This window comes from Streptomyces sp. NPDC041940, from assembly GCF_055589465.1.
In genome coordinates, this window is the sequence record NZ_JBVJBP010000004.1 from 199,672 (window position 1) to 225,587 (window position 25,916).

The following is a 25,916-nucleotide window of genomic DNA, read 5'->3' on the forward strand; positions in this document are numbered from 1 at the left end:
TGGGCGTATGAACCACGCCCAGCTGACCGCCCTAGGCCGAGCCCTCCGAGTCCTCGGCGAGCATGGCGAGGCCCTCACCTCCGACACCCCGGACGCCAAGCTGCACGAGGTCAAGGCCGACCTGAAGCGCGCGCTGGACCTGCTGGACGAGAGCGTCGCGGGCGCCGCGCCCAGCACCCGCTGCCCCGAGCATCCGAACGGCCCGGTCGACGAGAACGCCCCCGACCTGTGCCTGCTGTGCGAGACCCGCCGCAGGTCCGCCCGCCGGAACGAGTACAACGGGCCCGCCCCGCAGCAGCCGCAGACCGACCCCGTCCAGTCCCGCTACGGCGTGAGCGCCGACCGCCCCCAGCCCCAGCAGCGCTGGCTGCCGGAGCTGTGGAACGGCCAGGCCTGGCAACTGTGCGGCACCCCGCGCCGGGACCGCCGCGAGGCCGAGCTGTTCATCAACGCCCAGCGCCGGGCACCCCGAGCCGCCATGGCGTACCGGCTGGTGCACGAGTTCACCGACTACGAGGTGCTGCGGGTGTGGGGGACGCCGGTGAAGGTCGACATCGAGCCCATGGGGAACCTCTAGCTCACAGGAGGGGCAGGGCGGGGAAGCCGTAGCCCTCCCACAGTCGCCGCGACGTCTCCTCCGGGTAGGCGCCGACCACCGGCTCCGCGTCCAGCACCTGCACCAGCCGCCGCTCGTCGTCGTACGCCGGCCAGCCCGGGTCCCCCGACCGCGCGAAGGCCGTCCAGGACGCGCGGAAACGGGCCGACAGCGCCAGGGCCTCCTCGGACGGCTCCCCGCCCCCGAACGTCAGCAGCCCCAGGTCCGCCCCGTACGTGCCGAACAGCAGCGGGATGTCCAGGCCGTGGCAGGCTCCGAGCGCGCCGCCGTTGCCCGGGGCCGCCCAGGTCAGTTCGTACACATGGGCGCGCCCGCCACCCGCCCTCGCCGCCTCGGCCAGGTGCAGGGAGGGCATGTTGAACAGCCAGTCCGTCTGGACGCGTTCGTAGAGCTCGCCCGGGGAGGCGTCGGGGAAGGCGGCGCGGTAGGCCTGCTCCCCGTCGGGGCCGGGGGCGAAGAGGTGGAGGGCCGCGCTCGCCCTCTCTTCGGTGATCTGCTGGCCCGCCATGGCGATGAAGAGCCGGAACTCGTCCCGGTTGTGGCCCACCAGCAGGTCGACGTCCTTCGCCGAACCGGCCGCCAGGGCCTGCCACGGCGTCGTCGGCAGCACCTCTCCGTCGACCACCGGCGAGAACGGCGTGACCGTGGGCGCCGCCTGGCCCCAGCGGTCTACGTACTGGAGCATCTTGGCGCCCAGCGTCTCACCGGCCGACGTCAGCCGGTGCGGAGGGATCGTCGAGAGGTCGGCGACCGTGGGGCGCAGCCCCAGCTCGGCGGCCAGGGCGAGGCCGATGTCCCGGGCGAGTGCGTCGGAGAAGAACGTCCCCGGCACGCTCTGCGCGATGGCCCGCCGGAAGAGACCGGCCGCGCGCGGCATGGAGAGCAGTGAGGCGACCGAGCCCGCGCCCGCCGACTCTCCGAAGACCGTGACCTGGTCCGGGTCGCCGCCGAACGCCTGGATGTTGTCGCGGACCCACTCCAGCGCGGCGACCTGGTCGAGCAGTCCGCGGTTGGCGGGGGCTCCCTCGATGGACGCGAAACCCTCCATGCCCAGGCGGTAGTTGAGGGACACGACCACGAGGTCACCGTCGGTCGCGATGTGCCGGGCGTCGTAGCCGGGGCTGCCGGAGTGGCCGAGCTTGTAGGCACCGCCGTAGATCCACACCATCACCGGGCGGCGGGCCGCCGGGTCGGGTTCCGGGGTCCAGACGTTGGCCGTGAGCCACTCGTCGCCCTCGGGTACGTCGAGCAGGCCGGGCCCGCCCAGGCTGCCGACGTCCTGCGGGGGCGGCGGGCCGAAGGCGTGCGCGTCGCGTATGCCGTCCCAGGGCTGGGCGGGGCGCGGTGCCTGGAAGCGGGCCTCGCCCACCGGGGGCGCGGCGAAGGGGATGCCGCGGAAGACGGCGAGTCCCTCCTCCCTGCGGCCCCGAACCGCACCGGCGGTCGTACGGACCACCGGTGCGGGATCGTCCGAAGGGCCACCCGCCGACGGGCGGGACTCGGTCGTCGTCATCTGGATCTCCTCACGGAATGCCGGTGAACAGGCGCTCCGCCAGTGTCATTGACTGACGCAAGTAAATCCAGAGTCGCAGGGCCCCCGGCCCCCCGGTCAGCTGAGGGTCTTCAGGTCAGCTGAGGGTCTTCAGCGCCGCCGGGTCGTACGGGGCCGTGTCGCCGAAGCGGCCGTCCAGCACCTTGGCCGCCCACTGCGGGTCCTGGAGCAGGGCGCGGCCGACGGCGACCATGTCGAACTCGTCGCGCTCGAAGCGGTCCAGGAGGTTGTCGAGGTCGTTGACGTCGGCGCCCTCGCCCTGGAAGGACTTGAGGAAGTCGACGCCGTTCAGGCCGACCGAGCCGACGGTGATGGTGGGCTTGCCGGTGAGCTTCTTGGTCCAGCCGGCCAGGTTGAGGTCGGAGTCCTCGAACTCGGGCACCCAGTAGCGGCGGGTGGAGGCGTGGAAGGCGTCGACGCCGGCCGCCGCGAGCGGGGTCAGGATGGACTCCAGCTCCTCGGGCGTCTCGGCGAGGCGGGCGTGGTAGGCCTCCTGCTTCCACTGCGAGTAGCGGAAGATGATGGGGAAGTCGGCGGAGACGGTCTCGCGGACGGCCGCGACGATCTCCTCGGAGAGCTTGGCGCGGGCGACGCGGTCGCCGCCGTAGGCGTCGGTGCGGCGGTTGGTGCCCTCCCAGAGGAACTGGTCGAGCAGGTAGCCGTGGGCGCCGTGGATCTCCACGCCGTCGAAGCCGATGCGCTCGGCGGCGGCAGCGGCCTCGGCGAACGCGCCGATGACGGCGTCGATGTCGGCCTGGGTCATGGCCTTGCCGGTGGGCTCGTCGGCGCCGATGCGCAGGCCCGAGGGGCCGACGGCCGGGGCGTCCGCGAACGGCGGCTCGCCCTGGTTGCGGACCATGCCGATGTGCCACAGCTGCGGCACGATCGTGCCGCCCGCGGCGTGCACCGCGTCGGCGACCTTCGCCCAGCCCGCGAGCTGCTCCTCGCCGTGGAACCGCGGCACGCGGTCGCTCTGCCCGGCCGAGTCGTGCCCGACGTAGGTGCCCTCGGTGACGATGAGGCCGACTCCGGCGGCGGCACGGCGGGAGTAGTAGGAGAGGACGTCCTCTCCGGGAACGCCGCCCGGGGAGAACATGCGGGTCATCGGCGCCATGGCGATCCGGTTCGGGACGGTCAGGCCGCCCAGCGTTACGGGCCGGGACAGGATTTCTGCGGCGCGGGAGGCGGAGGCGGCGACAGTCACTCAGGGGCTCCTTCGGATACCGGACAGTATGTGCATACGCATAGGACGTACGTTTCAACCATCCGGCCCACCCCTGCCATCCCGCCCGCACTGTGACCCCGCACACGCCCGCCTGCGCCGGGGCACGTCCGGACACGCCCGAGGGCGGCACCCCCTGCCCGGGAACCCGGAACAGGGAGTGCCGCCCTCGGCAAGACCGTTGATCAACCCGGGGAATCCCCAGGGGTCGATCAGAAGTCCATGTCACCGCCCGGCATACCGCCACCGGCGGGCGCGGCGGACTTCTCCGGCTTGTCGGCGATGACGGCCTCGGTGGTGAGGAACAGCGCGGCGATGGAGGCGGCGTTCTGCAGCGCGGAACGGGTCACCTTCGCCGGGTCGATGATGCCCTCGGCGATCATGTCGACGTACTCACCGGTCGCGGCGTTCAGGCCGTGGCCGACCTGGAGGTTGCGGACCTTCTCCACGACGACGCCGCCCTCGAGACCACCGTTGACGGCGATCTGCTTCAGCGGGGCCTCCAGCGCGAGCTTCACGGCGTTGGCGCCGGTCGCCTCGTCACCCTCGAGCTCCAGCTTCTCGAAGACCTGGGAGGCCTGCAGCAGGGCCACGCCACCACCGGCGACGATGCCCTCCTCGACGGCCGCCTTGGCGTTGCGCACGGCGTCCTCGATGCGGTGCTTGCGCTCCTTGAGCTCCACCTCGGTGGCGGCACCGGCCTTGATGACCGCCACGCCGCCCGCGAGCTTCGCCAGGCGCTCCTGGAGCTTCTCGCGGTCGTAGTCCGAGTCGCTGTTCTCGATCTCGGCGCGGATCTGGTTGACGCGGCCGTTGACCTGGTCGGTCGAGCCGGCACCGTCGACGATGGTGGTCTCGTCCTTGGTGATGACCACCTTGCGGGCCTTGCCCAGCAGGTCGACCGTGGCGTTCTCCAGCTTGAGGCCGACCTCCTCGGAGATCACCTCGCCGCCGGTGAGGATGCCGATGTCCTGCAGCATCGCCTTGCGGCGGTCACCGAAGCCCGGGGCCTTGACGGCGACGGACTTGAAGGTGCCGCGGATCTTGTTGACGACCAGGGTCGACAGGGCCTCGCCCTCGACGTCCTCGGCGATGATCAGCAGCGGCTTGCCCGACTGCATGACCTTCTCCAGGAGCGGGAGCAGGTCCTTGACGTTCGCGATCTTGGAGTTCGCGATCAGGATGTACGGGTCGTCGAGGACGGCCTCCATACGCTCCATGTCGGTGGCGAAGTACGCCGAGATGTAGCCCTTGTCGAAGCGCATACCCTCGGTGAGCTCCAGCTCCAGACCGAAGGTCTGGGACTCCTCGACGGTGATGACGCCTTCCTTGCCGACCTTGTCCATGGCCTCGGCGATGAGCTCGCCGATCTGGGTGTCGGCGGCGGAGATGGAGGCCGTGGAAGCGATCTGCTCCTTGGTCTCGACATCCTTCGCCTGCTCCAGCAGGGCGGCGGAGACGGCCTCGACGGCGCGCTCGATGCCACGCTTGAGGGCCATCGGGTTGGCGCCGGCGGCTACGTTGCGCAGGCCCTCCTTGACCAGGGCCTGGGCGAGAACGGTCGCGGTGGTCGTACCGTCACCGGCGACGTCGTCCGTCTTCTTGGCGACTTCCTTGACCAGCTCGGCGCCGATCTTCTCGTACGGGTCCTCGAGCTCGATCTCCTTGGCGATGGAGACACCATCGTTGGTGATCGTGGGGGCGCCCCACTTCTTCTCGAGGACGACGTTGCGGCCCTTGGGGCCGAGCGTCACCTTGACGGCGTCCGCGAGCTGGTTCATGCCGCGCTCGAGGCCGCGCCGCGCCTCCTCGTCGAACGCGATGATCTTGGCCATGTGAAGTGGTCCCTCCAGGACTGGGGGTGATTACTTCGGACCGCGCCCGCGCCCGCGACGGACGGCTCGCCAGCCTCGTGGTTCCTTCCCCACCCGGCCTGCGGGCCTCACCGACCCGGTCCTTACGTTGTCACTCTCACCTTCAGAGTGCTAACGCAATGATTAGCACTCGGCCTAGGCGAGTGCAAGCGCCTCTCGGGATGCGGAGGCACTCTCAGCCCCCGGCGAACAGGGTGCGCCGGGCTCGGCCACGGGCCGCGGACAACGCCACGACGCAGCGGCCGAGGCCGGGAAGTGGCTGGCCCCACGCCCGGCGACGACAAGCGGGCGGCCGACGCGAACGAGTCCGGGCGTGAGCCCACCGCCCCCGCACCGGGCAGGACTTCGGGGCGCCTTCGGGCGCGGCGGACTCCGACGAGCGCTCTCCCCGGCGCGTCCGTCACCCCGGCCCGACCGCCGGCCCGACCACCGGACAGACCGCCGGACAGACCGAAGGGCCCGCACCCCGGGGGGTACGGGCCCTTCAGAGAAGACCTGCCGCTTGCGGTTTGTCGTGGTCGCGCGTTCAGGCAGCGACGCGAACCATGTCGGCCTGTGGACCCTTCTGGCCCTGCGAGATCTCGAACTCGACCCGCTGACCCTCTTCAAGGGTGCGGTAGCCGTCCATCTGAATCGCGCTGTAGTGGACGAAAACATCCGCACCACCGTCGACCGCGATGAAGCCGTACCCCTTCTCCGCGTTGAACCACTTGACGGTGCCCTGAGCCATGCCTAACTCCCCTATTACTGGCCCTTGCACAGACCCGCACTTCGCGGATCCGGGTCAGACCTCACCCCCCACGGATTGGGGGCGTGCGCCGGAACGCGTCGACCGCGGCCGAATGTATCTGTCCAACTGCCCTCTGCAACAGGTCAATCGGACGAGAATTCTGGACGCGCGGGATCCGGAATGTGGGGAGAATTCGTGCGACTTCAGGGCAAGTCGGGCCACGCAAAGGGAACAAAAGCGGCGAAAGACGCGCACACTTTGGCTACATCTTGTCGGGCGCGAGGCAGGAATTCAGGGTGCCCGATCAGGGGATCGGGATCGCGTTCCCCAACTGTACCGCGCTCAACCACACAGAATTGCCCCCTCCGCTTCTCTCACGGAGGGGGCAATTCAATGAACACTCAGTGACGGCCGTTACCGATGGTAATAATCAAGCCGGTCGACCGGTTCAGCCGCCGGCCACAGCCGGAATGATCGACACACCGGCACCGTCCGGCGTGGCCGTCTCAAGACCCTGCTCGAACCGCACGTCGTCGTCATTCACGTACACGTTGACGAACCGGCGCAGCTTGCCCTGGTCGTCCAGCACCCGGGCGGCGATCCCGGTGTGGTTCTTCTCCAGATCGGCGATGACCTCACCGAGGTTCCCGCCCTCGGCGGCGACCTCGGCCTGCCCGCCGGTGTAGGTACGCAGGATGGTGGGGATGCGAACGTTGACGCTCATCGGAATATGACCTCCGGTTTCGATTGAGCTACAGCTGGGCCGCGTCCCAAGGGGCGCGGGGAACTGCGCGACCAGCCCCCACCGGCCCGCAGCGAACAACGGTTCAGACGAGCCCGGCGTCCCGGAACGAGTCCAGGTTGGGCCGGATGGTCGCGGTCAGCCCGGTCCCGGCCACCGCGTCCAGCGTCTTGAGACCATCCCCCGTGTTCAGGACCACCGTGGTCTTGGCAGGGTCGAGAAGCCCGTTCTCCAGCAGCTTCTTCGCCACCCCCACCGTCACCCCACCGGCGGTCTCCGCGAACACACCCTCGGTCCGCGCGAGCAGCTTGATCGCCTCGACGACCTGCTCGTCGTTCACGTCCTCCACCGCACCGCCCGTACGCCGCGCGATGTCCAGCACGTACGGCCCGTCCGCCGGGTTCCCGATCGCCAGCGACTTGGCGATGGTGTCCGGCTTCTGGGGCCGTACGACGTCGTGCCCGGCCTTGTACGCCGTCGACACCGGCGAGCAGCCCTCGGCCTGCGCGCCGAAGATCTTGTACGGCTTGTCCTCGACCAGACCGAGCTTGATCAGCTCCTGCAGCCCCTTGTCGATCTTCGTGAGCTGCGAGCCGGAGGCGATCGGCACGACCAGCTGGTCCGGCAGCTGCCAGCCGAGCTGCTCGCAGATCTCGTACGCCAGCGTCTTGGAGCCCTCGGCGTAGTACGGCCGCAGGTTGACGTTGACGAAGCCCCAGCCCTCGCCGGCCGGGTCGCCGATCAGCTCGGAGCAGAAACGGTTCACGTCGTCGTAGTTGCCCTCGATGCCGACGAGCTCGCCGCCGTAGATCGCGGCCATGACGACCTTGCCCTGCTCCAGGTCGTGCGGGATGAACACGCAGGAGCGGAAGCCGGCGCGGGCCGCGGCGGCACCGACCGCACCGGCGAGGTTGCCGGTGGAGGAGCAGGACAGGGTGGTGAAGCCGAAGGCGCGGGCGGCCTCCAGGGCCTGGGCGACGACACGGTCCTTGAAGGAGTGCGTCGGGTTGCCGGAGTCGTCCTTGACGAAGAGCTTACCGGCGTCGACGCCGAGCTCACGGGCCAGGTTGTCGGCCTTGACGAGCTTGGTCCAGCCGGGGTTGATGTTCGGCTTGTCCGCGACGTCGGCCGGGACCGGCAGCAGCGGGGCGTAGCGCCAGATGTTCGCGGGGCCCGCTTCGATGCGCTTGCGGAGCTCTTCGGCGTCGTAGGCCGAGAAGTCGTAGGCGATCTCCAGCGGGCCGAAACACTCCTGGCACGCGAAGACCGGTCCGAGGGGGACGCGGTGACCGCACTCGCGGCAGCTCAGGGCGGCGGCGGGGCCGAGGTCTACGGTGGATTCGGTGGTGCTTGCAACAGTCTGCGCAGCCATGTGAGGCGAGGCCCTTTCTCCTCATCTTCCTCACGACGCATCTCGCCGTGAGACGGATTTGGCACCTTCCCGAGCCGGGAGCCTCGCGCGTGTGGTCGACAGTGACCTACGAGAACCGACTGGAGGGTTGCCGGGACTTCAACGGGCCGTTTCCCTCAGTCCCTCTGGATGAGCTGTATTCGGTTGTCGACGTGGGTTGACCCCGGACATGCGATGGTCACCCGCGTTGTTCAAGACTGTAACCGACGACCAGGACAGTTGAGATAGTCGTCCGAACCGCGAGATGGCTCACGGTCCGTCCCGCCGAGAGTACGCAGAGGAGCCGCCACGGTGCTGGAAGAAGTCGAGCGCTGGCTGAGCACCCGTTCCTGGTCCGCGACCGATCGCCCCCTCCACCAGATACTCGCCGCCAAGCAGCGCACGGGCCAGACGGTCAGTGTCGTGCTGCCCGCGCTCAACGAGGAGGAGACGGTCGGCGACATCGCCGCCGTGATCCGCCACGACCTGATGCGGCAGGTGCCGCTCGTCGACGAGCTGGTCGTCGTGGACTCGGGCTCGACGGACCGTACGTCGGAGGTGGCCGCGGCGGCGGGCGCGACGGTGGTGCACCGGGACGCGATACTCCCGCGGCTGCCCGCGGTGCCCGGCAAGGGCGAGGTGCTGTGGCGCTCGCTGCTCGCCACTCGCGGGGACATCGTCTGCTTCGTCGACGCGGACCTGCGGGACTTCTCGTCCGACTTCGTCTCCGGGATCGTGGGCCCGCTGCTCACCGAGCCGGGCGTGGACCTGGTGAAGGCCATGTACGACCGTCCGCTCGGCGCCGCCGCCGGGCAGGGCGGCCGGGTCACCGAGCTGATGGCCAGGCCGCTGCTCAACATGCACTGGCCGCAGCTGGCCGGCTTCGTGCAGCCGCTCGGCGGCGAGTACGCGGCCCGCCGCTCGCTGCTGGAGCAGCTGCCGTTCCCCGTCGGCTACGGCGTCGAGCTGGGCATGCTGGTCGACGCCCTGCACCTGGCGGGCCTGGACGCCCTCGCCCAGGTCGACGTCGGGGTGCGCAAGCACCGGCACCAGGACGGTCAGGCGCTGGGCCGGATGGCCGCCGCGATCTACCGCACGGCTCAGCTGCGGCTGGCCCGCGGGCATCTGATCCGGCCGTCCCTGACGCAGTTCGAGCGGGGCGGGGACGGCTTCGAGCCGCGGACGTACTCCGTGGACACCGAGGAGCGTCCGCCGATGGTGGAGATCGCCGAGTACCAGGCACGGAAGGCGGCCTGACCGTGGCCTGGCAGTGGCCTGACCGGGGCTGTTTTCGGCCGTGCGGGTCAGGGGGCTGCCAGGTCCGTACGTTTGAGCGTTTCCGGGCCGGGCTAGGTTGAGGGCTATGGCTTCTACGTACGGTGCTGCACGGGTGCTGGTGGCCTCCAACCGCGGCCCGGTCTCGTACGCGGTGGGCGAGGACGGTTCGCTGAACGCCAAACGGGGCGGCGGCGGACTGGTCTCGGGGCTCTCCGCGATCGGCTCGGACGCGGACGCGCTGTGGGTCTGCTCGGCGCTGTCCGACGGCGACCGCGAGGCCGTCCGGCGGGGTGTCGGCGAGGACGGCGTGCGGATGCTGGACATCCCGGCCGACGTGCACGCCGACGCGTACAACGGCGTCGCCAACTCGGTGCTGTGGTTCGTCCACCACATGCTGTACCAGACCCCGCTGGAGCCGGTCTTCGACGCGGAGTTCCGGCGGCGGTGGGCGTCGTACGAGACGTACAACCGGGCGTTCGCGCAGGCGCTGGCGGAGGAGGCGGCCGAGGGTGCGGCGGTGGTCGTGCAGGACTACCACCTGACGCTGGTGCCGGGCATGCTCCGCGAGCTGCGGCCGGACCTGAGGATCGGGCACTTCTCGCACACGCCGTGGGCGCCGCCCGAGTACTTCCGGATGCTGCCGGACGACGTGGCCGGGCAGGTGCTGCGCGGCATGCTGGGCGCGGACCGGCTGGGCTTTCTCACCCGGCGCTGGGCGGACGCGTTCGTCGAATGCGCCGAGCGGTTCGGCGGCGGGCTCGGGGGCACGCGGGTCGGGGTGCACGGGCTGGGGGCCGACGCGGACTTCCTGCGGCAGCGGTCGCACGAGAAGGACGTCCAGGAGCGGATGTCCGCACTGCGGGAGGAGATCGGCCCGGCTCCGGACGGCGGCGCCCGCCGCACCATCGTCCGGGTCGACCGCACCGAGCTGTCGAAGAACATCGTGCGCGGTCTGCTGGCGTACCGGCAGCTGCTCGACGACCACCCCGAGTGGCGCGAGCGCGTCGTGCACGTCGCCTTCGCGTACCCCTCACGGCAGGACCTCGCGGTGTACCGGGACTACACGGCCGAGGTGCAGCGGCTGGCGGACGAGATCAACGCCGCGTACGGGACACCGGACTGGACGCCGGTCGTCCTGCACGTCAAGGACGACTTCGCGCGCTCCCTGGCCGCGTACCGGCTGGCCGACGTCGCGCTCGTCAACCCCATCCGCGACGGCATGAACCTCGTCGCCAAGGAGGTCCCGGTCGTCTCCGACGCGGGCTGCGCGCTGGTGCTGTCGCGGGAGGCCGGGGCGTACGAGGAGCTGGGCGAGGACGCGATCACGGTGAACCCGTACGACGTGACCGGCACGGCGGCGGCCCTGCACGAGGCGCTCTCGATGCGCCCGGAGGAACGCGCCGAGCGCGCCAAACGCCTGGCAGCGGCGGCGACCGCACTGCCGCCGGCGCAGTGGTTCGTGGACCAGCTCGACGCGCTGAGGGGCTGAGCGGTGATGAGCCAGGAGGCGCTGCCGACACCCGTCACCAAGGCCGGGCAGGAGGGTCTCGACGCCCTCCTCGCGCGGCCCTCCGAGGCGCTGATCGGCCTGGACTTCGACGGGACGCTCGCGCCGATCGTGGCCGATCCGGAGCTGGCCAGGGCCCATCCGGAGGCGCTGGGGGCGCTGGCGGCGCTCGCGCCGAAGGTGGCCGCCGTCGCGGTGATCACCGGCCGTCCGGCCGAGGTCGCGGTCCGCAACGGCGGCTTCGCGGACGTACCCGGTCTCGAACACCTCGTCGTCCTCGGGCACTACGGCGCCGAGCGGTGGGACGCCCGCAGCGGCAAGGTCACCGCGCCCGAACCGCACCCCGGCGTCGAGGCGGTCCGCGCCGAGTTGCCCGGGCTGCTCGAAGGGAGCGGCACCTGGGTCGAGGAGAAAGGCCGGGCCGTGGCCGTGCACACCCGCCGGGCCGCCGACCCGCAGGCCGCCTTCGAGGCCCTGCGCGAGCCGCTCACCGCCCTGGCGACCCGGCACGGCCTGATCGTCGAGCCCGGCCGCCTGGTCCTCGAACTGCGCCCGCCCGGCATGGACAAGGGCGTCGCCCTGACCGAGTTCGCCCAGGAGATCGGCGCCGGTTCCGTCCTCTACGGCGGCGACGACCTGGGCGACCTGCCCGCCTACTCCGCCGTCGACCGCCTCCGCGCGACCGGCACCCCGGGCCTGCTGGTGTGCAGCGGCAGCGACGAGGTGACGGAACTCCGGGAGCGAGCGGACCTGGTGGTGAACGGCCCGGAGGGAGTAGTGAACCTACTGACGGCACTGGCGACCCAGCTCAGCTGAAGCGCCCTAAAAGGGGCGCGGGGAACTGCGCGACCAGCCCCCACTCACCCGCACCCCGCGACGGCCGATCAGCCCCACGGCCCTCAGCGCTCCGCCCGCCGCCTCTCCCGTATCCGCCGCAGCCGATTCACCGTCACCGGATCATGAGCGAGCGCCCGAGGGTCGTCCAACAGCGCGTTGAGAAGCTGGAAGTAACGCACGGGCGCGAGCCCCAGCTCCTCCCGCACGGCCCGTTCCTTCGCACCGGGCCCGGCAAAGCTCCGGCGTTCGAGCGCGAGGACGTCCCGCTCCCGGCGCCCGAGCCCCTGCTCGCCTGAATCCTCGTCCATACCAGGCACCGTAACGCCCGCCACCGACAGCCGGACTACTCCGCGTTCTCCGCCCGGGACGCCTCCGCCTGGAGCTGGCCCAGGACGGCCGAGGGGCTGCCGCCGGGCGCGACGGCCTTGCCGATCCGCTGCTTGATCTCGGCGCTGACGTCGGCCCAGGAGGTCTTGCCGACCGGGTAGAGCTCGGAGGTCAGCAGTTCCTCCAGGAACGGCCTGAGGTGCCGGTCCTGGTCCGAGACGGACATGGCCCCGGACGCGGAGGTGGTGACCGGCAGCAGGTCGTACTCGCGGGAGAAGGCCAGCACGTTCTTCTCGCTGTAGACGAAGTCGAGGAAGTCGCCGACCTGGTCGCGGTTGCCGTTCTTGCGGAAGGCCGTCATCCAGTCGGCGACACCGAGCGTGGACTTGCTCGTGCCCTCCTTGCCCGGCGTCGGCACCATGCCGTACTTGACGCCCTTCTTGGCGGCGATGTTCATCAGCGACGGGTGCCCGTTGACCATGCCGACCTCGCCCTTGGCGAAGGCGGCGTACGCGTCGGCCCGGTTGAGCTCCCCGGGCGCTACCGGCCCGTTCAAGTCCTTGCCGACCAGTTCGTCCTTCAGCCAGTTGAAGGTGTCGACGTTCTCCGGGGCGTCGATGCCGTAGCTGTCGACGGTGTCGGTGTAGCCGCCCCCGCCGCTGAGCATCCACTGCATGGTCTCGGCGGGCGCCTCCTCCGGACCGAGGGGCAGCGCGTACGGGTAGGTCACGCCCTCCGCCTTGAGCGCCTCGGCGTCGTCGGCCACGTCGTCCCAGGTCTTCGGCGGGGTGATGCCGGCCTCGGAGAAGAGGGTCTTGTTGTAGAAGAGCACGCGCGTGGAGGAGGCGAACGGCATGCCGTACTGCACGCCCTTCACCTGCCCCGCGGAGGCCAGCTGCCCGACGAAGTCGGCCTGCACGGGTATGGAGAGCAGTTCGTCGGCCTTGTAGAGCTGGTTCCGGGCCGCGTAACCGGCGTACGAGCCGATCTGCGCCATGTCCGGCGGGTCACCGGCGGCGACCATCTCCCTGACCTTGCGGTCGACGTCGTTCCAGGAGTAGACGCTGACATCGATCTCGACGTCGGGGTGGTCGGCCTCGTACTCCTCGACGAGCTTGTCCCAGTACTTCTGCGAGCTGTTGGCCTTGCTGTCGCCGTAGTCGGCGGCGACCAGCTTCAGGGTCACGTCGGCCGAGCCGCCCGTGACGCCGCAGCCGCCGAGGACCGCCGTCATGCCCAGTGCGGACACCACCGCGATCGTTCCTGCCATCCGCCGCCGCTGCACCGCTGCACTTCCCCAACCCTGGCGTCGCCCGCCAAATCCTGGCGTGGTCCGCCACCGAAACTTTTCGATATTCGGAATAAGGTCTACACCACGTGAGTGGACTAGACCTCTCGCGGGTCCCCGGGTCACACTGTGTTCCGTGAGACATGTCATCGCCCTGGACGTGGGCGGCACCGGAATGAAGGCCGCTCTGGCCGGCCCCGGGGGCGAGGTGCTGCACCGCTCCCGCCGGGCCACCGGACGCGACCAGGGTCCGGACGCCGTCGTCGCGGGCATCCTCGACTTCGCCGCCGAGCTGCACGCGTACGGCGCCGAGCACTTCGGCACGCCCGCGGCCGCCGCCGGTGTGGCCGTGCCCGGCATCGTCGACGAGGCGGAGGGCATCGCCGTCTACGCCGCGAACCTCGGCTGGCGCGACGTCCCCCTGCGCGCCGCGCTCGCCGAACGGCTGGGCGTCCCGGTCGCCCTCGGCCACGACGTGCGCACCGGCGCTCTCGCCGAGGGCCGGGTCGGCGCGGGGCGCGGCACCAACCGGTTCCTGTTCGTGGCGCTGGGCACCGGCATCGCGGGCGGCATCGGCGTCGAGGGCCGGGTCGAGTCGGGCGCGCACGGCTTCGCGGGCGAGATCGGCCACATCGTCGTACGGCCCGGAGGGGCCCTGTGCCCGTGCGGGCAGCGCGGCTGCCTGGAGCGCTTCGCGTCGGCGGCGGCCGTCAGCGAGGCCTGGGCCGCGGCCTCGGGCGACCCGGACGCGGACGCGGCGGACTGCGCGAAGGCGGTGGAGTCCGGCGACCCGAGGGCCGGGGCAGTCTGGCAGACCGCCGTGGACGCCTTGGCCGACGGCCTGGTCACGGCCCTGACCCTGCTGGACCCCCGCACCCTGATCATCGGCGGCGGCCTGGCGGAGGCGGGGGAGACGCTGTTCACGCCTCTGCGGGAAGCGATCCGCAGCCGCATCACCTTCCAGAAACAGCCGACGCTCGTGCCGGCGGCCCTGGGGGACAGTGCAGGCTGCCTGGGGGCGGGCCTGCTGGCCTGGGACCTTCTGGCATCGACCGACCGTACGGAGGTAACGCCCTGATGACCGATGCCCCAGGGGCGCGGGGAACTGCGCGACCAGCCCCCACGCACCCGCACCCCGCAACGTCCGGACACCCCACGGTCCTGACCGGCGCGACCGTCGTCCTCCCCACAGAAACGGTTCAAAACGGCCGGGTAGCCATCGACGGCTCCCGCATCACCCCCACCGCCTCCGAGAACGCCCAGGTCATCGACGTAACAGACCACTACGTCATCCCCGGCTTCGTCGACCTGCACAACCACGGCGGAGGCGGAGCCTCCTTCACCTCCGGCTCGGCCGAGGACATCCTCAAGGGCATCCACACCCACCGCCTGCACGGCACGACCACCCTGGTCGCCTCCACCGTCACCGGCGACCTGGACTTCCTCAGCCAACGCGCCGGCCTGCTGAGCGAGCTGGCCGAGCAGGGAGAGATCGCCGGCGTCCACTTCGAGGGCCCGTTCATCTCCCCCTGCCGCAAGGGCGCCCACGCCGAGGACCTCCTGCGCGACCCGCACCCCGCGGACGTCCGCAAGCTGGTCGAAGCGGCCCGGGGCCACGCCAAGATGGTCACGCTGGCCACCGAACTCCCCGGCGGCCTGGACTCCGTACGCCTCCTGGCCGAACAGGGCGTGATCGCGGCGATCGGCCACACGGACGCGACCTACGAACAGACGGTCGAGGCCATCGACGCGGGCGCGACGGTGGCCACCCACCTCTTCAACGCGATGCCCCCGCTCGGCCACCGCTCCCCCGGCCCGATCACCGCGCTCCTCGAGGACGACCGGATCACGGTCGAGCTGATCAACGACGGCACGCACCTGCACCCCGCCGCCCTCCGGCTCGCGTTCCACCACGCGGGCGCGTCACGGGTCGCGTTCATCACGGACGCGATGGACGCGGCCGGTTTCGGCGACGGCCGCTACTGGCTCGGCCCGCTGGAGGTGGAGGTCGCCGACGGCGTGGCCCGCCTGGTCGAGGACGGCACCATCGCGGGCTCCACCCTCACCCTGGACCGCGCCTTCAAACGGGCGGTCACGGTCGACGGCCTCTCGGTCGAGGACGCGGTACAGGCACTCTCGGCGACCCCCGCCCGCCTGCTCGGCATGTCCGACCGCATCGGCTCTCTGGAGCCGGGCAAGGACGCGGACCTCGTCCTCCTGGACTCGGATTTCGAGTTGAAGGGCGTGATGCGCCGGGGCGAATGGGTGGTCGGTCCCCAACTGGGCTGATCCATCCCCCAGTCGGGAGACGGTGGCCGAGTCCAGGACTGGGCCGACCGCCGTCTCTTTGGCATGATCGAGCCTCCGGAAGTTCACGGCAGCAAGCGCACGGCTCGGTATCGGGGGAGGTCGACCAGGTGATCCTCACGGTCACACTGAACACCGCTCTCGACATCACCTACCGCGTACGGTCCCTCCGCCCGCACACCTCCCACCGCGTCTCCGAGGTGACGGAACGCCCCGGCGGCAAGGGCATCAACGTCGCCCGGGTGCTGGCGGCCCTCGGGCACGAGGTGACGGTGACGGGATTCACGGGCGGTGCGACGGGCCGGGTCGTGCAGGAACGGCTCGCGTCGGTGCCGGGCGTGGTGGACGCGCTGATCCCGATCACGGGCACGACCCGCCGCACGATCGCCGTGGCCGACGACCGGACCGGCGACACGACCCAACTCAACGAACCCGGCCCCACGGTCACCCCCACCGAGTGGTCCGCCTTCCAGGAGGCCTACGAGACCCTGCTGGCATCCACCTCGGCAGTGGCCCTGTGCGGCAGCCTCCCACCGGGCGTACCGGTGGGCGCCTACGCCGGACTGGTCCGCACGGCCCGGTCCGCCGGCATCCCGGTCCTCCTCGACACCAGCGGCGAACCACTGCGCCGCGGCGTCGCCGCCCGCCCCGACATCGTCAAGCCGAACGCCGAGGAACTGGCAGAACTGACGGGCTCCCACGACCCGTTGCGTGCCACGCACGACGCCCGCCGCCGAGGCGCCCACGCGGTGGTCGCGTCCCTGGGCGCGGAAGGCCTGCTGGCGGTATCCCCCGAGGGCCGCTGGCGCGCCGCCCCACCCACCCTCGTACGAGGCAACCCGACAGGCGCGGGCGACTCCGCGGTCGCCGGCCTGATGTCGGCCCTGGTGGAGCACCTTCCCTGGCCGGACCGCCTGACCCGAGCGGTCGCCCTGTCGGCGGCGACGGTCTCGGCGCCGGTGGCGGGGGAGTTCGACCGGGGCGTGTACGAGGAGCTGCTGGGGCGGGTCACCGTGACGAGTGAGGCTTCTGCGGCGTAGGACACAGGTGGCCGAAACCCCCTGGCCGATCTGCCTCTTCCCACCTAAGATCACGGACGACCAAGATCGACTTCTTTACAGGGGGAACAATTGAACAAGATCACGAGGCTGGCCATGGTCGGCATCGCCTCCGTGGGCCTCATGGCCACCATGAACTCCGGCGCGTCGGCGGCCCCGGCGGTCAAGGCCGCTCCGGCGGCCGCGCAGGAGTGGGGCGGCGGCTGGAGCGATGTCCGGGACGTCAGCATCCGTGAGAAGCCCAGCACCACCGCACGGAAGGTCGGCACCCTGAAGAAGGGGAAGATCGTCAAGTGCTGGGTCGCCGGGTGCAGCGCGGTCGACGGCGGCAGCTACAAGTGCACCAGCGGCTCGCCCACCGAGAAGCGCTGGCACGAGGTCAACTGGGGCGGCAAGAAGCGGTACGCGGCGACTCGCTGCCTGGAGTGGGGCCGCGTCGAGTGAGCTGACCTCGCTCTCCGCTCGTACGACGGCGGCCGTCCCCCACGCTGTGTGGGGGACGGCCGCCGTCGTCGTATCAGCTCGTCCGGCTGCCCTTCTTCAGGTAGAACTGGTCGAGGACCGCGTCGCACTTGTTGCCCTCGTTGCAGGCGAGCTCGATGGTGTTGGTGCCCTTGTTCAGGTTCACCGTGGCGTAGGTGTTCTTCCAGCCCTGTTCCCAGTCGCCCTTGGGCGAGCCCCCGAAGTTCTTCATGCTCAAGGGCCTGGAGAGGGCATCGCCGTTGATCACCATGGTCGCGTCGGCGTCCGTGCCCGGGACGCCGTAATTCACAAAGAGCGTGTAGGTGCCGGCCTTCTCGATGCCGTCCACCGTCCAGGTGATCTTGGCACCGACCTGGTTGAAGCCCGTCACATAGACCCCGCCGTCGGCCTTCGCGCCCTTGAACTCCGACGCGGTCGACATGCCGGGGCTGAGGCGCAGGGCCTTCGCGTCGGCCTTCGGCAGCTCGGCCTGGCTCGCCGCGCTCTTGCTGGCGGACGGAGTCGGCTCGGTGCTCTGGGACTGGTTCTGGCCGGAGCCGGAGCCGGCCTGGTCCTCGGGCTTCTTGTCGTCCTTGTCGCCGCCCACCATGGCCACGCCGATGCCGATGACAACTGCCGCGACTACCGCGATCGCGCCGATCAGCAGGCCCTTGGTGTTGGGGCCGCGGCCGCCTCGGCCGCCTCCGCCGCCGGGTACCTGGTGCTGGGGGGCGGTGGTGGCTCCGCCGCCGCCGGGCAGCGTCTCCGGGGCCGCGTAGTGCGCGTTCGGCCGGCCGTAGCCGCCCTGCTGCTGGGGGACCTGTGCGTTCTGAGGCTGCTGGCCGTAGGAGCGGGTACCGACCGCACGCACGCGGTTGACCGAGTTCGGGTAGCCGTAGCCCCCGGACGGCGGCTGGGCTCCGTTGGCCTGCCCGTCGGCGTAGAGATAGCCGAACGGGTCGTCGTCCTCGGGCGTGCTCGCGCCGTTGTTGCCGGGCGTCATCCCTTGGTCTCCTCAGTCAGGTGCGGTGCAATGCGGTACGGGTCGTGAGAGAGCGAGCCTACCCGCTCCCAGTGACCCAAACAGGTGACTCAGACCGCATCAACTCGCTGACCTCGGGTTCACCCAGCGCGTCTGTGTTGTTTGGGACGAGATCGTTTCTCGACGTACATCCGCTCGTCAGCGGATTTCAACACTTCGTCCGCGGTCATTCCACAGTGTGCCCATCCGATGCCGAAGCTGGCTCCGACCCGGACCGCGCGCCCCTCGGCACGGATGGGCTGGATGATCTCGTTGCGGAGACGGACCGCGAGGTCTTGGGCATCGGCCCGGCCGAGTCCGTCGGCGAGGATGACGAATTCGTCACCCCCGAGCCGGGCGACCGTGTCGCCGTCGCGGACGCCGCCGCTCAGCCGCCGGGCGACCTCGATGAGAACCGCGTCACCCGCGTTGTGCCCGAACCGGTCGTTGATCGACTTGAAGCCGTCGAGGTCGCAGAAGAGGACGGCGAGGCCCTTCGTGCCGTCGTCGAGGTCGCCCTCCGGGGCGACGGTGTGCACATGGTGGTCGTAGGCGTCGAACGGGTCGGCGGCCTGCCGGAAGTCGAAGCCGGGGCCGACGACGTCGAAGGCGGGGTGACCGTAGGCCGCGTCATGGGACTCGGCGACGGCGGAGTGCGGGGGCGTGGCGCGCTGGCAGAGCCGGGACGACAGGCGGGAGCGCAGCTCGGCGGAGTTCGGCAGGCCGGTGAGTGAGTCGTGCGAGGCGCGGTGGGCGAGCTGCAGCTCGCGGCGCTTGCGCTCCTCGATGTCCTCGACGTGCGTGAGGAGGAAGCGGGGGCCGTCGGCGGCGTCCGCGACGACGGAGTTCCGGAGGCTGACCCAGACGTAGGTGCCGTCGCGGCGGCCGAGGCGGAGTTCCGCGCGGCCGCCCTCCGCCGAGGTCCGCAGCAGGGTGCCTATGTCCTCGGGGTGGACCAGGTCGGAGAACGAGTAGCGGCGCATCGCGGAGGCGGGGCGGCCCAGCAGCCGGCACAGGGCGTCGTTGGTGCGCAGGATCCGGCCGTGCTGGTCGCCGCCCATCTCGGCGATGGCCATGCCGGACGGGGCGTACTCGAAGGCCTGCCGGAAGCTTTCCTCGCTCGCGCGCAGCGCCTGCTGCTCGCGCTCCAGCCGGACGAGGGCGCGCTGCATGTTGGCGCGCAGCCGGGCGTTGCTGATCGCGATGGCGGCCTGGAAGGCGTACATCTGGAGCGCCTCGCGGCCCCAGGCGCCGGGGTGGCGGCCGTTGCGCGGGCGGTCCACGGAGAGCACGCCGATCAGTTCGCCGCAGGCCGCGCTGCGCTGCGGCCCGGGCGCGTACATGGGCGCGAAGAGCCGGTCGGCCGGGTGCCACTCGTCCTCGAAGCGGGGCGCGGGGCCGTCGGTGTACCACTGCGGGACGTCGTCGTCGTCGAGGACCCAGCCCTCGGTGTGCGGTATGAACACCAGGTCGCCCCAGCGCTCGCCCATGCCGAGGCGGCGTTCCCAGGAGTCGCGCGAGCCGACACGGCCGGTGATGAGGGCCTCGGCGGCGGGGTTCCCGGCGAAGGCGGCGACGACGAGATCGCCGTCGGGGCGTACGAGGTTCACACACGCCATCTCGTACCCGAGAGCGGCGACGACGCCCTCCGCGACGGTCTGCAGTGTGTCGGCCAGGCTGCGGGCCGTGTTCATGTCGGCCATGACCTGGTGCAGTTGTCGCAGGGACGCAAGACGGACGTAAGGCTCCGACTCTGTCTCCATGCTCGCCCTCCCCCCGAGTACCTCGCAGCGAATCAAGAATCAAGGGTTCTCATCGGCGTTCGTCCTGGCAGCTTCCCCGCCACTGAATCACAGCGCGCTGCTCACTCGGTACACAGGGTCAACAATTCATGCCCCTTGTGACTCAAGTCACAGGCAAAGCTGAACAATTGAGTGGAGTTTCTGCGTTTTTCACGTGCACCTATCGAACGCAAACTTTGTCAGGTTGCGCCCAGGTATTTCCCCAAAGCATGGCGAACCGGCCTTCGGGAATCCGTCGCGAGTCCTAAGACCCAGCTCAGGCGGGAGCCCGATGCGCGGCGCGCGGGGCGGAGACTAGCGTTTCGGATGTGCCGAACACTCCCGCCGCCACGTCTCCGATCATTCCGCCACCCGCCTCCGGGCATGCTGAGGGGGTGAGCAACGACGAGTTCCGTGCCGCCATGTCCCGGCTGGCCTCGGGCGTGGTCCTGGTGACCGCGCAGGAGCCGCCGCTCGACCCGGACGACCCCTCGGCGCCGGGCAGCGAGGACGTGGGCATGACGGCCACGGCCTTCATGTCGGTGTCCCTGGACCCGCCCATGGTGCTGGTGAGCCTGCGCGAGGGCTCCCGCATGGACGAGCTGCTCGACGAACAGCCCCAGTGGGCGGTCTCGGTCCTGTCCGAGAGCCAGCGGCACATCGCGGGCCGGTTCGCCATGAAGGGCCGGGTCAGCGACCGGCTGCTGTTCGCCGACATCCCGTACACGCGCGGCGAGTACACCGGGGCACCCCTGGTGGGCGGCGCCCTGGCCGTCCTGGAGTGCCGCACCGAGCAGCGCGTAGCGGCCGGCGACCACACGCTGGTCATCGGCCGCGTCCTGACGGCCCGCGTACCGAGCGCGGAGGGCGGGCCGCTGGCGTACTTCCGGGGGAGGTACCGGCAGTTGGGGTAGGCGGAAATCCGGTGGCCCGGGGTGATCGGCGACCCTAGGGTGCGCCCATGACGACGACGGGCCTGCACCTCGAAGAGATCACCGCCGGGAACCTCGACGCCGCCCTCGGCATCCGCGTCCGTCCCGACCAGGAGCACGCGGTCGCCCCGGTCGTGAAGTCACTCGCCGAGGCGTACGCGCACGGCGCCATCGCGTGGCCCCGCCTCATCGTCGACGGCGACCGCCCGGTCGGCTTCCTCATGGCCTGCCTCGGCATCGACTGGTACGGGGACGGCAGCGACTTCCGCTCGGGCCTGTGGCGGCTGAACATCGCGGCCGACCAGCAGGGCAGGGGGTACGGCCGTTTCGCCGTCGAGTCCGTCGCCGCCGAGCTGCGCAGGCGCGACACCGAGAAGTTCTACGTCACCTGGCACCCGGGTCCGAACGGCCCCGAGGACTTCTACCTGGGGCTCGGCTTCCGCCCGGCCGGGGAGAACAGCGGGGGCCAGACGGTGGGGCTGCTGGAGCTGACCAACGACAGGTCCTAGCTCCAGTCCCGCGCGGAGCGCCCCCGCTTCGTCTCCGAGCGCTGCTTCTTCTCGCGCAGCCGCCGCTCGTTGATGCCTCGGGGGATCCGGGTCGCTCTGCGGGGCTTGGGCGGGGGCGCGGTGGCCTCGGCCAGGAGGGCGGCGAGGCGTACGGCGGCGGTCTCGCGGTTGCGCCACTGGGAGCGGTGCTCGGAGGACCGTACGGTGACGACCCCGTCGACCAGGCGCCCGGCCAGCCGCTCCAGCGCCCGCTGCTTCCACACCTCGGGCAGCGCCTCGGTCTTCGCCAGGTCGAAGCTGAGCTCGACCTTCGAGTCGCTGGTGTTGACGTGCTGTCCGCCGGGCCCCGAGGAGCGCGAGAAACGCCACAGGAGCTCGGCCTCGGGCAGGGAGACGGAGCCGCGGATGACGTGGGGACCAGACATGCCGTCCATGTTCCCTCTCCTGTCCGGTCCACGTCATCCCAATAATCGCGAGTAAAGAAAGTAAAGGAGCTGGAACCTCGCGTACCCCTCTCCACGTTCAGGGGGTAGCTGTAGCTTCTTTGCCGTACTGCCGTACGTAAACGAGGGAAGGGACTCCCAACAATGGCTGTAAGCCTGTCCAAGGGTGGCAACGTCTCGCTCACCAAGGAGGCACCGGGCCTGACCGACGTCACCGTGGGCCTCGGCTGGGACGTCCGCACCACCACCGGCACGGACTTCGACCTCGACGCCTCCGCGATCGCGGTCAACACGCAGGGCAAGGTCTTCTCGGACGCCCACTTCGTGTTCTTCAACAACAAGCAGACCCCGGACAACACGATCGTCCACACCGGTGACAACCGCACGGGCGAGGGCGCCGGCGACGACGAGGCGATCAACGTCAACCTCGCCGGCCTCCCGGCCGACATCGAGAAGATCGTCTTCCCGGTGTCCATCTACGACGCCGAGAACCGCTCGCAGAACTTCGGCCAGGTCCGCAACGCCTACATCCGCATCGTCAACCAGGCCGGCGGCGCCGAGATCGCCCGCTACGACCTGTCGGAGGACGCGGCCACGGAGACGGCCATGGTCTTCGGCGAGCTCTACCGCAACGGCGCGGAGTGGAAGTTCCGCGCCGTCGGCCAGGGCTACGCCTCGGGCCTGGTCGGCATCGCCCAGGACTTCGGCGTGAACGTCTGACGGACGCCGAACTCGTTCTGACCGCGGAGCCCCCGAGCCTTGCAAGAGGCCGGGGGCTCCGCCCTTTTCCTCAGGGGCGGAGCCCCACCCCTCATGCGGACGCCCCACGACGACCGAGCCACCCGCGCTACGTTCCGGGGGGCGCACCCCTCCCCGCTCCCCTGCTCGCCGAACTCACCGCCCTCTACGCCGCCAACCACGAGTTCCACACCCTCAGCGGCGACTTCCCCGACCCGGACGACATCCGCCCGGAACAGGTCGCGGCCGCCCTGGCCGAGGAATGGGCCCATCCGGACGTCGACGTGCTGCTCGCCCGCGGCTTCGGTCGCCTGATCGGTATCGCGATCACCCTCGCCCACCACCCCGACCCCGCCGACCCGGACCCCTGGATCGGCCTGCTGATGGTGGACGCGAGCCGGCAGGGCCAGGGCCACGGCCGCCGTCTCGCCTCCCTCGTGGCGGACCGCTTCCGCGCAGCCGGCCGCACGGCCGTACGTCTCGCCGTCCTGGCCGGCAACCCGAAGGCCCTCGCCTTCTGGACGGCTCTCGGCTACGAGGTCATCGACCACCGCGAGGACATGCGGCTGAAACGCCCGTGCGCGGTCCTGCGCAAGGATCTGACCACGCCGTAGCGCCAGGCCCCTCAGGGCCGTTCCGGCTTCCCCTCCCCGTACAGCCAGTCCTCCCAGATCTCCTCGAAGTCCTCCCCGGGCGCCTGCTTCTCGACGTACGCCGTGAACTCGGCCGTGTCCGCGTTCCCGTACCGATACTCCGCCGCCCACCCCCGCAGGATGGCGAAGAACCTGTCATCACCCACCGCCTGGCGGATCTTGTGGAGGACCATCGCGCCCCGCTGGTAGACGGGGTCGCCGGAGATGTTCGCGGCGTCCGAGGGCTTCGCGGGCGGGAACGCCCAGAGGTCCTTGTACGTCTTCTCGCCGTTCTCGTACAGCGCGTCGAAGGACTCCTGCGCGCTCTCCCCGCCGTGGTCCTCCCGCCACAGCCACTCCGCGTACGTCGCGAAGCCCTCGTTGAGCCACATGTCGCGCCAGCTCTCCGGCGTGACGGAGTCGCCGTACCACTGGTGGGCGAGTTCGTGGACGAGGAGGGTGATGCCGGGGGCGCCGGGGAAGACGGGGCGGGTCTGGGTCTCCAGGGCGTAGCCGACCTCGGGCGCGCGGTCGACGATCGCACCCGTGGAGGAGAAGGGGTACGGGCCGAAGCGCTTCTCCGCCCAGCGCAGGATCTCGGGGATGCGGGCGAGCACCGCGCGGCTCGCCTCCTTCTCCGCCGGGTCGACGGCCGTGTACACGGGCAGCCCGTCCCGGGCGGTGGAGCGGGCGATGTCGTAGCGGCCGATCGCGAGCGTGGCGAGGTAGCTCGCCATGGGTTCGGCGGAGTGCCAGCTGAACGTCGTACGGCCGTCCTTCGCGGTCGTGACGTCGCGCAGCTCCCCGTTGGAGACGGCCCGGAGCCCCCGCGGCACGGTCACCGTGAGGTCGTACGACGCCTTGTCGGACGGGTGGTGGTTGCCGGGGAACCACGCCATCGACCCCGTCGGCTCGCCCAGCGCGAGCACCCCGTCCTCGGTGCGCAGCCAGCCCTCCTGGGAGCCGTCGGGGTCGGTGACGGTCCCGGGCGCCCCGGAGTAGCGGACGGTCACGCGGAACGTCTCGTCCCGGCCGAGGTCCTCGCGCGGCCGGACGGTGAGTTCCTGGCCTGCCCGGTTCCAGCGGGCCGTCTCGCCGCCGACGGTGACCTTGCCGACGTCCAGGCCGGACAGGTCGAGGTTGAAGGCGGACAGGTCCCTGGTCGCGCGGGCGGTGAGGGTGGCCGTGCCGGTGAGGTGGTGGGCGTCCGGGTCGTAGGCGAGGCGCAGGCCGTAGTGGGTGACGTCGTAGCCGCCGTTGCCGGCCTTGGGGAAGTAGGGGTCGCGTACGCCGGAACCGCCCGGGGTGCCGTGGACCCCGCCGCAGGCCGTGAGGGCGAGCGCGGAGACGAGCAGGGCGGGGAGACGACGTACGGACCGGGCCACGCTCTCGATCCTATGAGGGCCGTGACAGCATCACCTCGTGCTCGACATCGGCTACGCCCTCTCCAACCGCTTCCCCGACCCTCCGCAGACCGACTACCGCCGCGCGGACGTCCGCGCCCTGCGGCACGACCTGTTCTGCGGTGACGTCTATCTGGCGGACACCAAGACGGACCACGAGGTGTCCACAGCCTGGGGATGGGTGCCGGTGCTCGACTTCGCGTGGGCGCTGTGCGACATCGTGGAGCGGATCGACCGGGACCCGGCGGGCTCGCGGGCGTCCCGGCCGCAGCGGGCGGAGCTGGACTTCACCGAGTCGACGGACCGGATGCTGTTCGAGCGCCGCTTCGGATGGGTGGACATCGAGGCCGACTGGATGCGGGCGGAGGAGCCCCCGCTCACCGTCTCCCACACCGAACTGCGCCGCGAGTCCCGGGACTTCCTGCAGGACCTGATCGCCGACCTCACCGATCTGCACGACGACCTCGCCGAGAACCCGGCGATCTGGACCCTCCAGGCGCGCTTTCCCCGGGTCTCCTGACGACGGTTCACGGCCGGGCTGACACGATCGCCCTTCGACCGGCAGCGGATACAGCGGACACGGGGAGAACGGCGGCATGAGCCAGGGGCGCGTGACCTACGGCCTGAACTACAGGATGACGCCACCGGTCATCGTCAGCGGAGAAGGGCTGCCGCAGGGCACCTCCGTCCGGCTCCACCGCGATCCCGACAGCCCCGCGCCGGACCGGCACCGCTCGCTGCGGGCCTTCCATCTGCGCGCGGAGGACTGGGCGCCGGTCGCCCGGGTGGTGACGGAGCAGCCCCTGGGGTCACGGCTGAGCGGACGCCCGGCGGTGTACCACGTCCTCGATCCCCACGGCGCTCCGCTCGGGCGGATCACCCTGCGGCGCCGCCGCGCCTTCCGGTGGGGTCGCGAACGCTGGACCGTGGAACCGGCTGCGGGGCCCGTCCTGCACGGGTACGTGGGCCGGCTGGCGTGGTGGGCGCTGTGGTGGCCCTTCGGGCTGCCGGTCTACCTCCTCTTCCTGCTCCTGGCCCTGATGGCGGAGATGGACGGCGGCTTCCGTCCACCCCGGCGCATCACCTGGCGGGACGGCTCCCACCACGCCCACCTCGTCTTCCGCGCGGTGGCAGAGGACTACCGGCTGCTGCGGCACGAACTGGACCCCCGTCTGCTCCACGCCCTCATAGCCCTGCACCAGTCCTACGACTGCCCGGAGGAGGCGGGGGCGGGGGGCTGGTACGAGTACTGAGGTGAGCGTGCGGG

Annotated in this window: 26 protein-coding genes and 1 riboswitch; of the genes, 14 read left to right on the plus strand and 12 right to left on the minus strand. The window is 70.9% G+C overall.

Annotated features, from left to right (window positions below):
* Nucleotides 1–7 precede the first annotated feature (7 nt).
* Nucleotides 8–577, plus strand: coding sequence for a hypothetical protein (locus ACZ6I3_RS10220; protein ID WP_469413422.1), 570 nt, complete (start codon nt 8–10; stop codon nt 575–577).
* 1 nt (nt 578) lies between these two features.
* Here ACZ6I3_RS10220 and ACZ6I3_RS10225 read toward each other — a convergent pair whose 3' ends face one another.
* The 6 genes from ACZ6I3_RS10225 to thrC all read right to left on the minus strand — a co-directional run bounded on the left by ACZ6I3_RS10225 (nt 579) and on the right by thrC (nt 8,108).
* On the minus strand, nt 579–2,129 hold the full coding sequence (locus ACZ6I3_RS10225; protein ID WP_469413424.1) for a carboxylesterase/lipase family protein: 1,551 nt from the start codon (nt 2,127–2,129) through the stop codon (nt 579–581).
* A 115-nt stretch (nt 2,130–2,244) separates the two neighbouring features.
* Nucleotides 2,245–3,372, minus strand: coding sequence for an NADH:flavin oxidoreductase (locus ACZ6I3_RS10230; RefSeq protein ID WP_469413426.1), 1,128 nt, complete (start codon nt 3,370–3,372; stop codon nt 2,245–2,247).
* A gap of 230 nt (nt 3,373–3,602) precedes the next feature.
* Complete coding sequence (gene groL / locus ACZ6I3_RS10235; protein ID WP_469413427.1) at nt 3,603–5,225, minus strand: chaperonin GroEL; 1,623 nt, start codon at nt 5,223–5,225, stop codon at nt 3,603–3,605.
* Nucleotides 5,226–5,790: 565 nt separating this feature from the next.
* Complete coding sequence (locus tag ACZ6I3_RS10240; RefSeq protein ID WP_003949956.1) at nt 5,791–5,994, minus strand: cold-shock protein; 204 nt, start codon at nt 5,992–5,994, stop codon at nt 5,791–5,793.
* A gap of 448 nt (nt 5,995–6,442) precedes the next feature.
* The gene (locus ACZ6I3_RS10245) at nt 6,443–6,718 is read right to left on the minus strand and encodes a MoaD/ThiS family protein (protein ID WP_469413429.1); all 276 of its coding nucleotides are present in this window, start codon (nt 6,716–6,718) and stop codon (nt 6,443–6,445) included.
* Between the two features lie 103 nt (nt 6,719–6,821).
* Nucleotides 6,822–8,108, minus strand: coding sequence for a threonine synthase (gene thrC / locus ACZ6I3_RS10250; protein ID WP_469413431.1), 1,287 nt, complete (start codon nt 8,106–8,108; stop codon nt 6,822–6,824).
* Between the two features lie 18 nt (nt 8,109–8,126).
* A riboswitch (SAM riboswitch) is annotated at nt 8,127–8,283 on the minus strand.
* A 155-nt stretch (nt 8,284–8,438) separates the two neighbouring features.
* Here thrC and ACZ6I3_RS10255 point away from each other — a divergent pair.
* The 3 genes from ACZ6I3_RS10255 to otsB all read left to right on the plus strand — a co-directional run bounded on the left by ACZ6I3_RS10255 (nt 8,439) and on the right by otsB (nt 11,727).
* Nucleotides 8,439–9,383: a glucosyl-3-phosphoglycerate synthase gene (locus tag ACZ6I3_RS10255; RefSeq protein ID WP_359893331.1), complete on the plus strand. Its 945-nt coding sequence runs from the start codon at nt 8,439–8,441 to the stop codon at nt 9,381–9,383.
* A gap of 106 nt (nt 9,384–9,489) precedes the next feature.
* Entirely contained in the window at nt 9,490–10,893 is a 1,404-nt protein-coding gene (locus tag ACZ6I3_RS10260) for an alpha,alpha-trehalose-phosphate synthase (UDP-forming) (RefSeq protein WP_469413432.1), read from the plus strand.
* Nucleotides 10,894–10,899: 6 nt separating this feature from the next.
* Nucleotides 10,900–11,727, plus strand: coding sequence for a trehalose-phosphatase (otsB, locus tag ACZ6I3_RS10265; RefSeq protein ID WP_469413433.1), 828 nt, complete (start codon nt 10,900–10,902; stop codon nt 11,725–11,727).
* Between the two features lie 83 nt (nt 11,728–11,810).
* On the opposite strand, the gene ACZ6I3_RS10270 is transcribed toward otsB, so the two are convergent.
* Both ACZ6I3_RS10270 and ACZ6I3_RS10275 read right to left on the minus strand, forming a co-directional pair.
* On the minus strand, nt 11,811–12,056 hold the full coding sequence (locus ACZ6I3_RS10270) for a DUF3263 domain-containing protein (protein WP_469413435.1): 246 nt from the start codon (nt 12,054–12,056) through the stop codon (nt 11,811–11,813).
* 35 nt (nt 12,057–12,091) lie between these two features.
* Entirely contained in the window at nt 12,092–13,345 is a 1,254-nt protein-coding gene (locus tag ACZ6I3_RS10275; protein WP_469413437.1) for an ABC transporter substrate-binding protein, read from the minus strand.
* Nucleotides 13,346–13,499: 154 nt separating this feature from the next.
* Between ACZ6I3_RS10275 and ACZ6I3_RS10280 the strand changes: the two genes are divergently transcribed.
* The 4 genes from ACZ6I3_RS10280 to ACZ6I3_RS10295 all read left to right on the plus strand — a co-directional run bounded on the left by ACZ6I3_RS10280 (nt 13,500) and on the right by ACZ6I3_RS10295 (nt 17,172).
* On the plus strand, nt 13,500–14,441 hold the full coding sequence (locus ACZ6I3_RS10280) for an ROK family protein (RefSeq protein ID WP_469413438.1): 942 nt from the start codon (nt 13,500–13,502) through the stop codon (nt 14,439–14,441).
* Entirely contained in the window at nt 14,441–15,652 is a 1,212-nt protein-coding gene (gene nagA, locus ACZ6I3_RS10285) for an N-acetylglucosamine-6-phosphate deacetylase (protein WP_469413441.1), read from the plus strand. Before ACZ6I3_RS10280 ends, nagA begins: the two co-directional genes overlap by 1 nt.
* Before the next feature lie 128 nt (nt 15,653–15,780).
* Nucleotides 15,781–16,710: a 1-phosphofructokinase family hexose kinase gene (locus ACZ6I3_RS10290; protein ID WP_469413442.1), complete on the plus strand. Its 930-nt coding sequence runs from the start codon at nt 15,781–15,783 to the stop codon at nt 16,708–16,710.
* A 90-nt stretch (nt 16,711–16,800) separates the two neighbouring features.
* Nucleotides 16,801–17,172 (plus strand): hypothetical protein, encoded by a 372-nt coding sequence (locus ACZ6I3_RS10295; RefSeq protein ID WP_469413443.1) that lies wholly within the window; start codon nt 16,801–16,803, stop codon nt 17,170–17,172.
* Nucleotides 17,173–17,245: 73 nt separating this feature from the next.
* Here ACZ6I3_RS10295 and ACZ6I3_RS10300 read toward each other — a convergent pair whose 3' ends face one another.
* Nucleotides 17,246–18,193 carry a carbohydrate-binding protein gene (locus ACZ6I3_RS10300; RefSeq protein WP_469413446.1) on the minus strand — a complete coding sequence of 316 codons (948 nt, stop codon included), beginning with the start codon at nt 18,191–18,193 and terminating at the stop codon, nt 17,246–17,248.
* Nucleotides 18,194–18,312: 119 nt separating this feature from the next.
* On the minus strand, nt 18,313–19,974 hold the full coding sequence (gene cdgB, locus ACZ6I3_RS10305; protein ID WP_469413448.1) for a diguanylate cyclase CdgB: 1,662 nt from the start codon (nt 19,972–19,974) through the stop codon (nt 18,313–18,315).
* A 347-nt stretch (nt 19,975–20,321) separates the two neighbouring features.
* On the opposite strand from cdgB, the gene ACZ6I3_RS10310 reads away from it, so the two are divergent.
* On the plus strand, nt 20,322–20,906 hold the full coding sequence (locus ACZ6I3_RS10310) for a flavin reductase family protein (protein ID WP_469413450.1): 585 nt from the start codon (nt 20,322–20,324) through the stop codon (nt 20,904–20,906).
* Nucleotides 20,907–20,953: 47 nt separating this feature from the next.
* Complete coding sequence (locus tag ACZ6I3_RS10315; protein WP_469413452.1) at nt 20,954–21,433, plus strand: GNAT family N-acetyltransferase; 480 nt, start codon at nt 20,954–20,956, stop codon at nt 21,431–21,433.
* On the opposite strand, the gene arfB is transcribed toward ACZ6I3_RS10315, so the two are convergent.
* Entirely contained in the window at nt 21,430–21,867 is a 438-nt protein-coding gene (gene arfB, locus ACZ6I3_RS10320; RefSeq protein WP_469413454.1) for an alternative ribosome rescue aminoacyl-tRNA hydrolase ArfB, read from the minus strand. The two genes, ACZ6I3_RS10315 and arfB, sit on opposite strands and share 4 nt — an antisense overlap.
* Nucleotides 21,868–22,020: 153 nt before the next feature.
* Here arfB and ACZ6I3_RS10325 point away from each other — a divergent pair, with 153 nt between their 5' ends.
* Nucleotides 22,021–22,596 (plus strand): TerD family protein, encoded by a 576-nt coding sequence (locus tag ACZ6I3_RS10325; RefSeq protein WP_382495033.1) that lies wholly within the window; start codon nt 22,021–22,023, stop codon nt 22,594–22,596.
* The gene (locus ACZ6I3_RS10330) at nt 22,518–23,228 is read left to right on the plus strand and encodes a GNAT family N-acetyltransferase (RefSeq protein WP_469413456.1); all 711 of its coding nucleotides are present in this window, start codon (nt 22,518–22,520) and stop codon (nt 23,226–23,228) included. The genes ACZ6I3_RS10325 and ACZ6I3_RS10330 overlap by 79 nt, the downstream gene beginning before the upstream one ends.
* Nucleotides 23,229–23,239: 11 nt before the next feature.
* Here the strand turns inward: ACZ6I3_RS10330 and ACZ6I3_RS10335 are convergent, their stop codons facing one another.
* The gene (locus ACZ6I3_RS10335) at nt 23,240–24,631 is read right to left on the minus strand and encodes a M1 family metallopeptidase (protein ID WP_469413457.1); all 1,392 of its coding nucleotides are present in this window, start codon (nt 24,629–24,631) and stop codon (nt 23,240–23,242) included.
* Nucleotides 24,632–24,668: 37 nt separating this feature from the next.
* Between ACZ6I3_RS10335 and ACZ6I3_RS10340 the strand changes: the two genes are divergently transcribed.
* Complete coding sequence (locus ACZ6I3_RS10340) at nt 24,669–25,169, plus strand: hypothetical protein (RefSeq protein WP_469413461.1); 501 nt, start codon at nt 24,669–24,671, stop codon at nt 25,167–25,169.
* A 76-nt stretch (nt 25,170–25,245) separates the two neighbouring features.
* The gene (locus ACZ6I3_RS10345) at nt 25,246–25,902 is read left to right on the plus strand and encodes a hypothetical protein (protein WP_469413463.1); all 657 of its coding nucleotides are present in this window, start codon (nt 25,246–25,248) and stop codon (nt 25,900–25,902) included.
* The last annotated feature ends 14 nt before the right edge of the window (nt 25,903–25,916 follow it).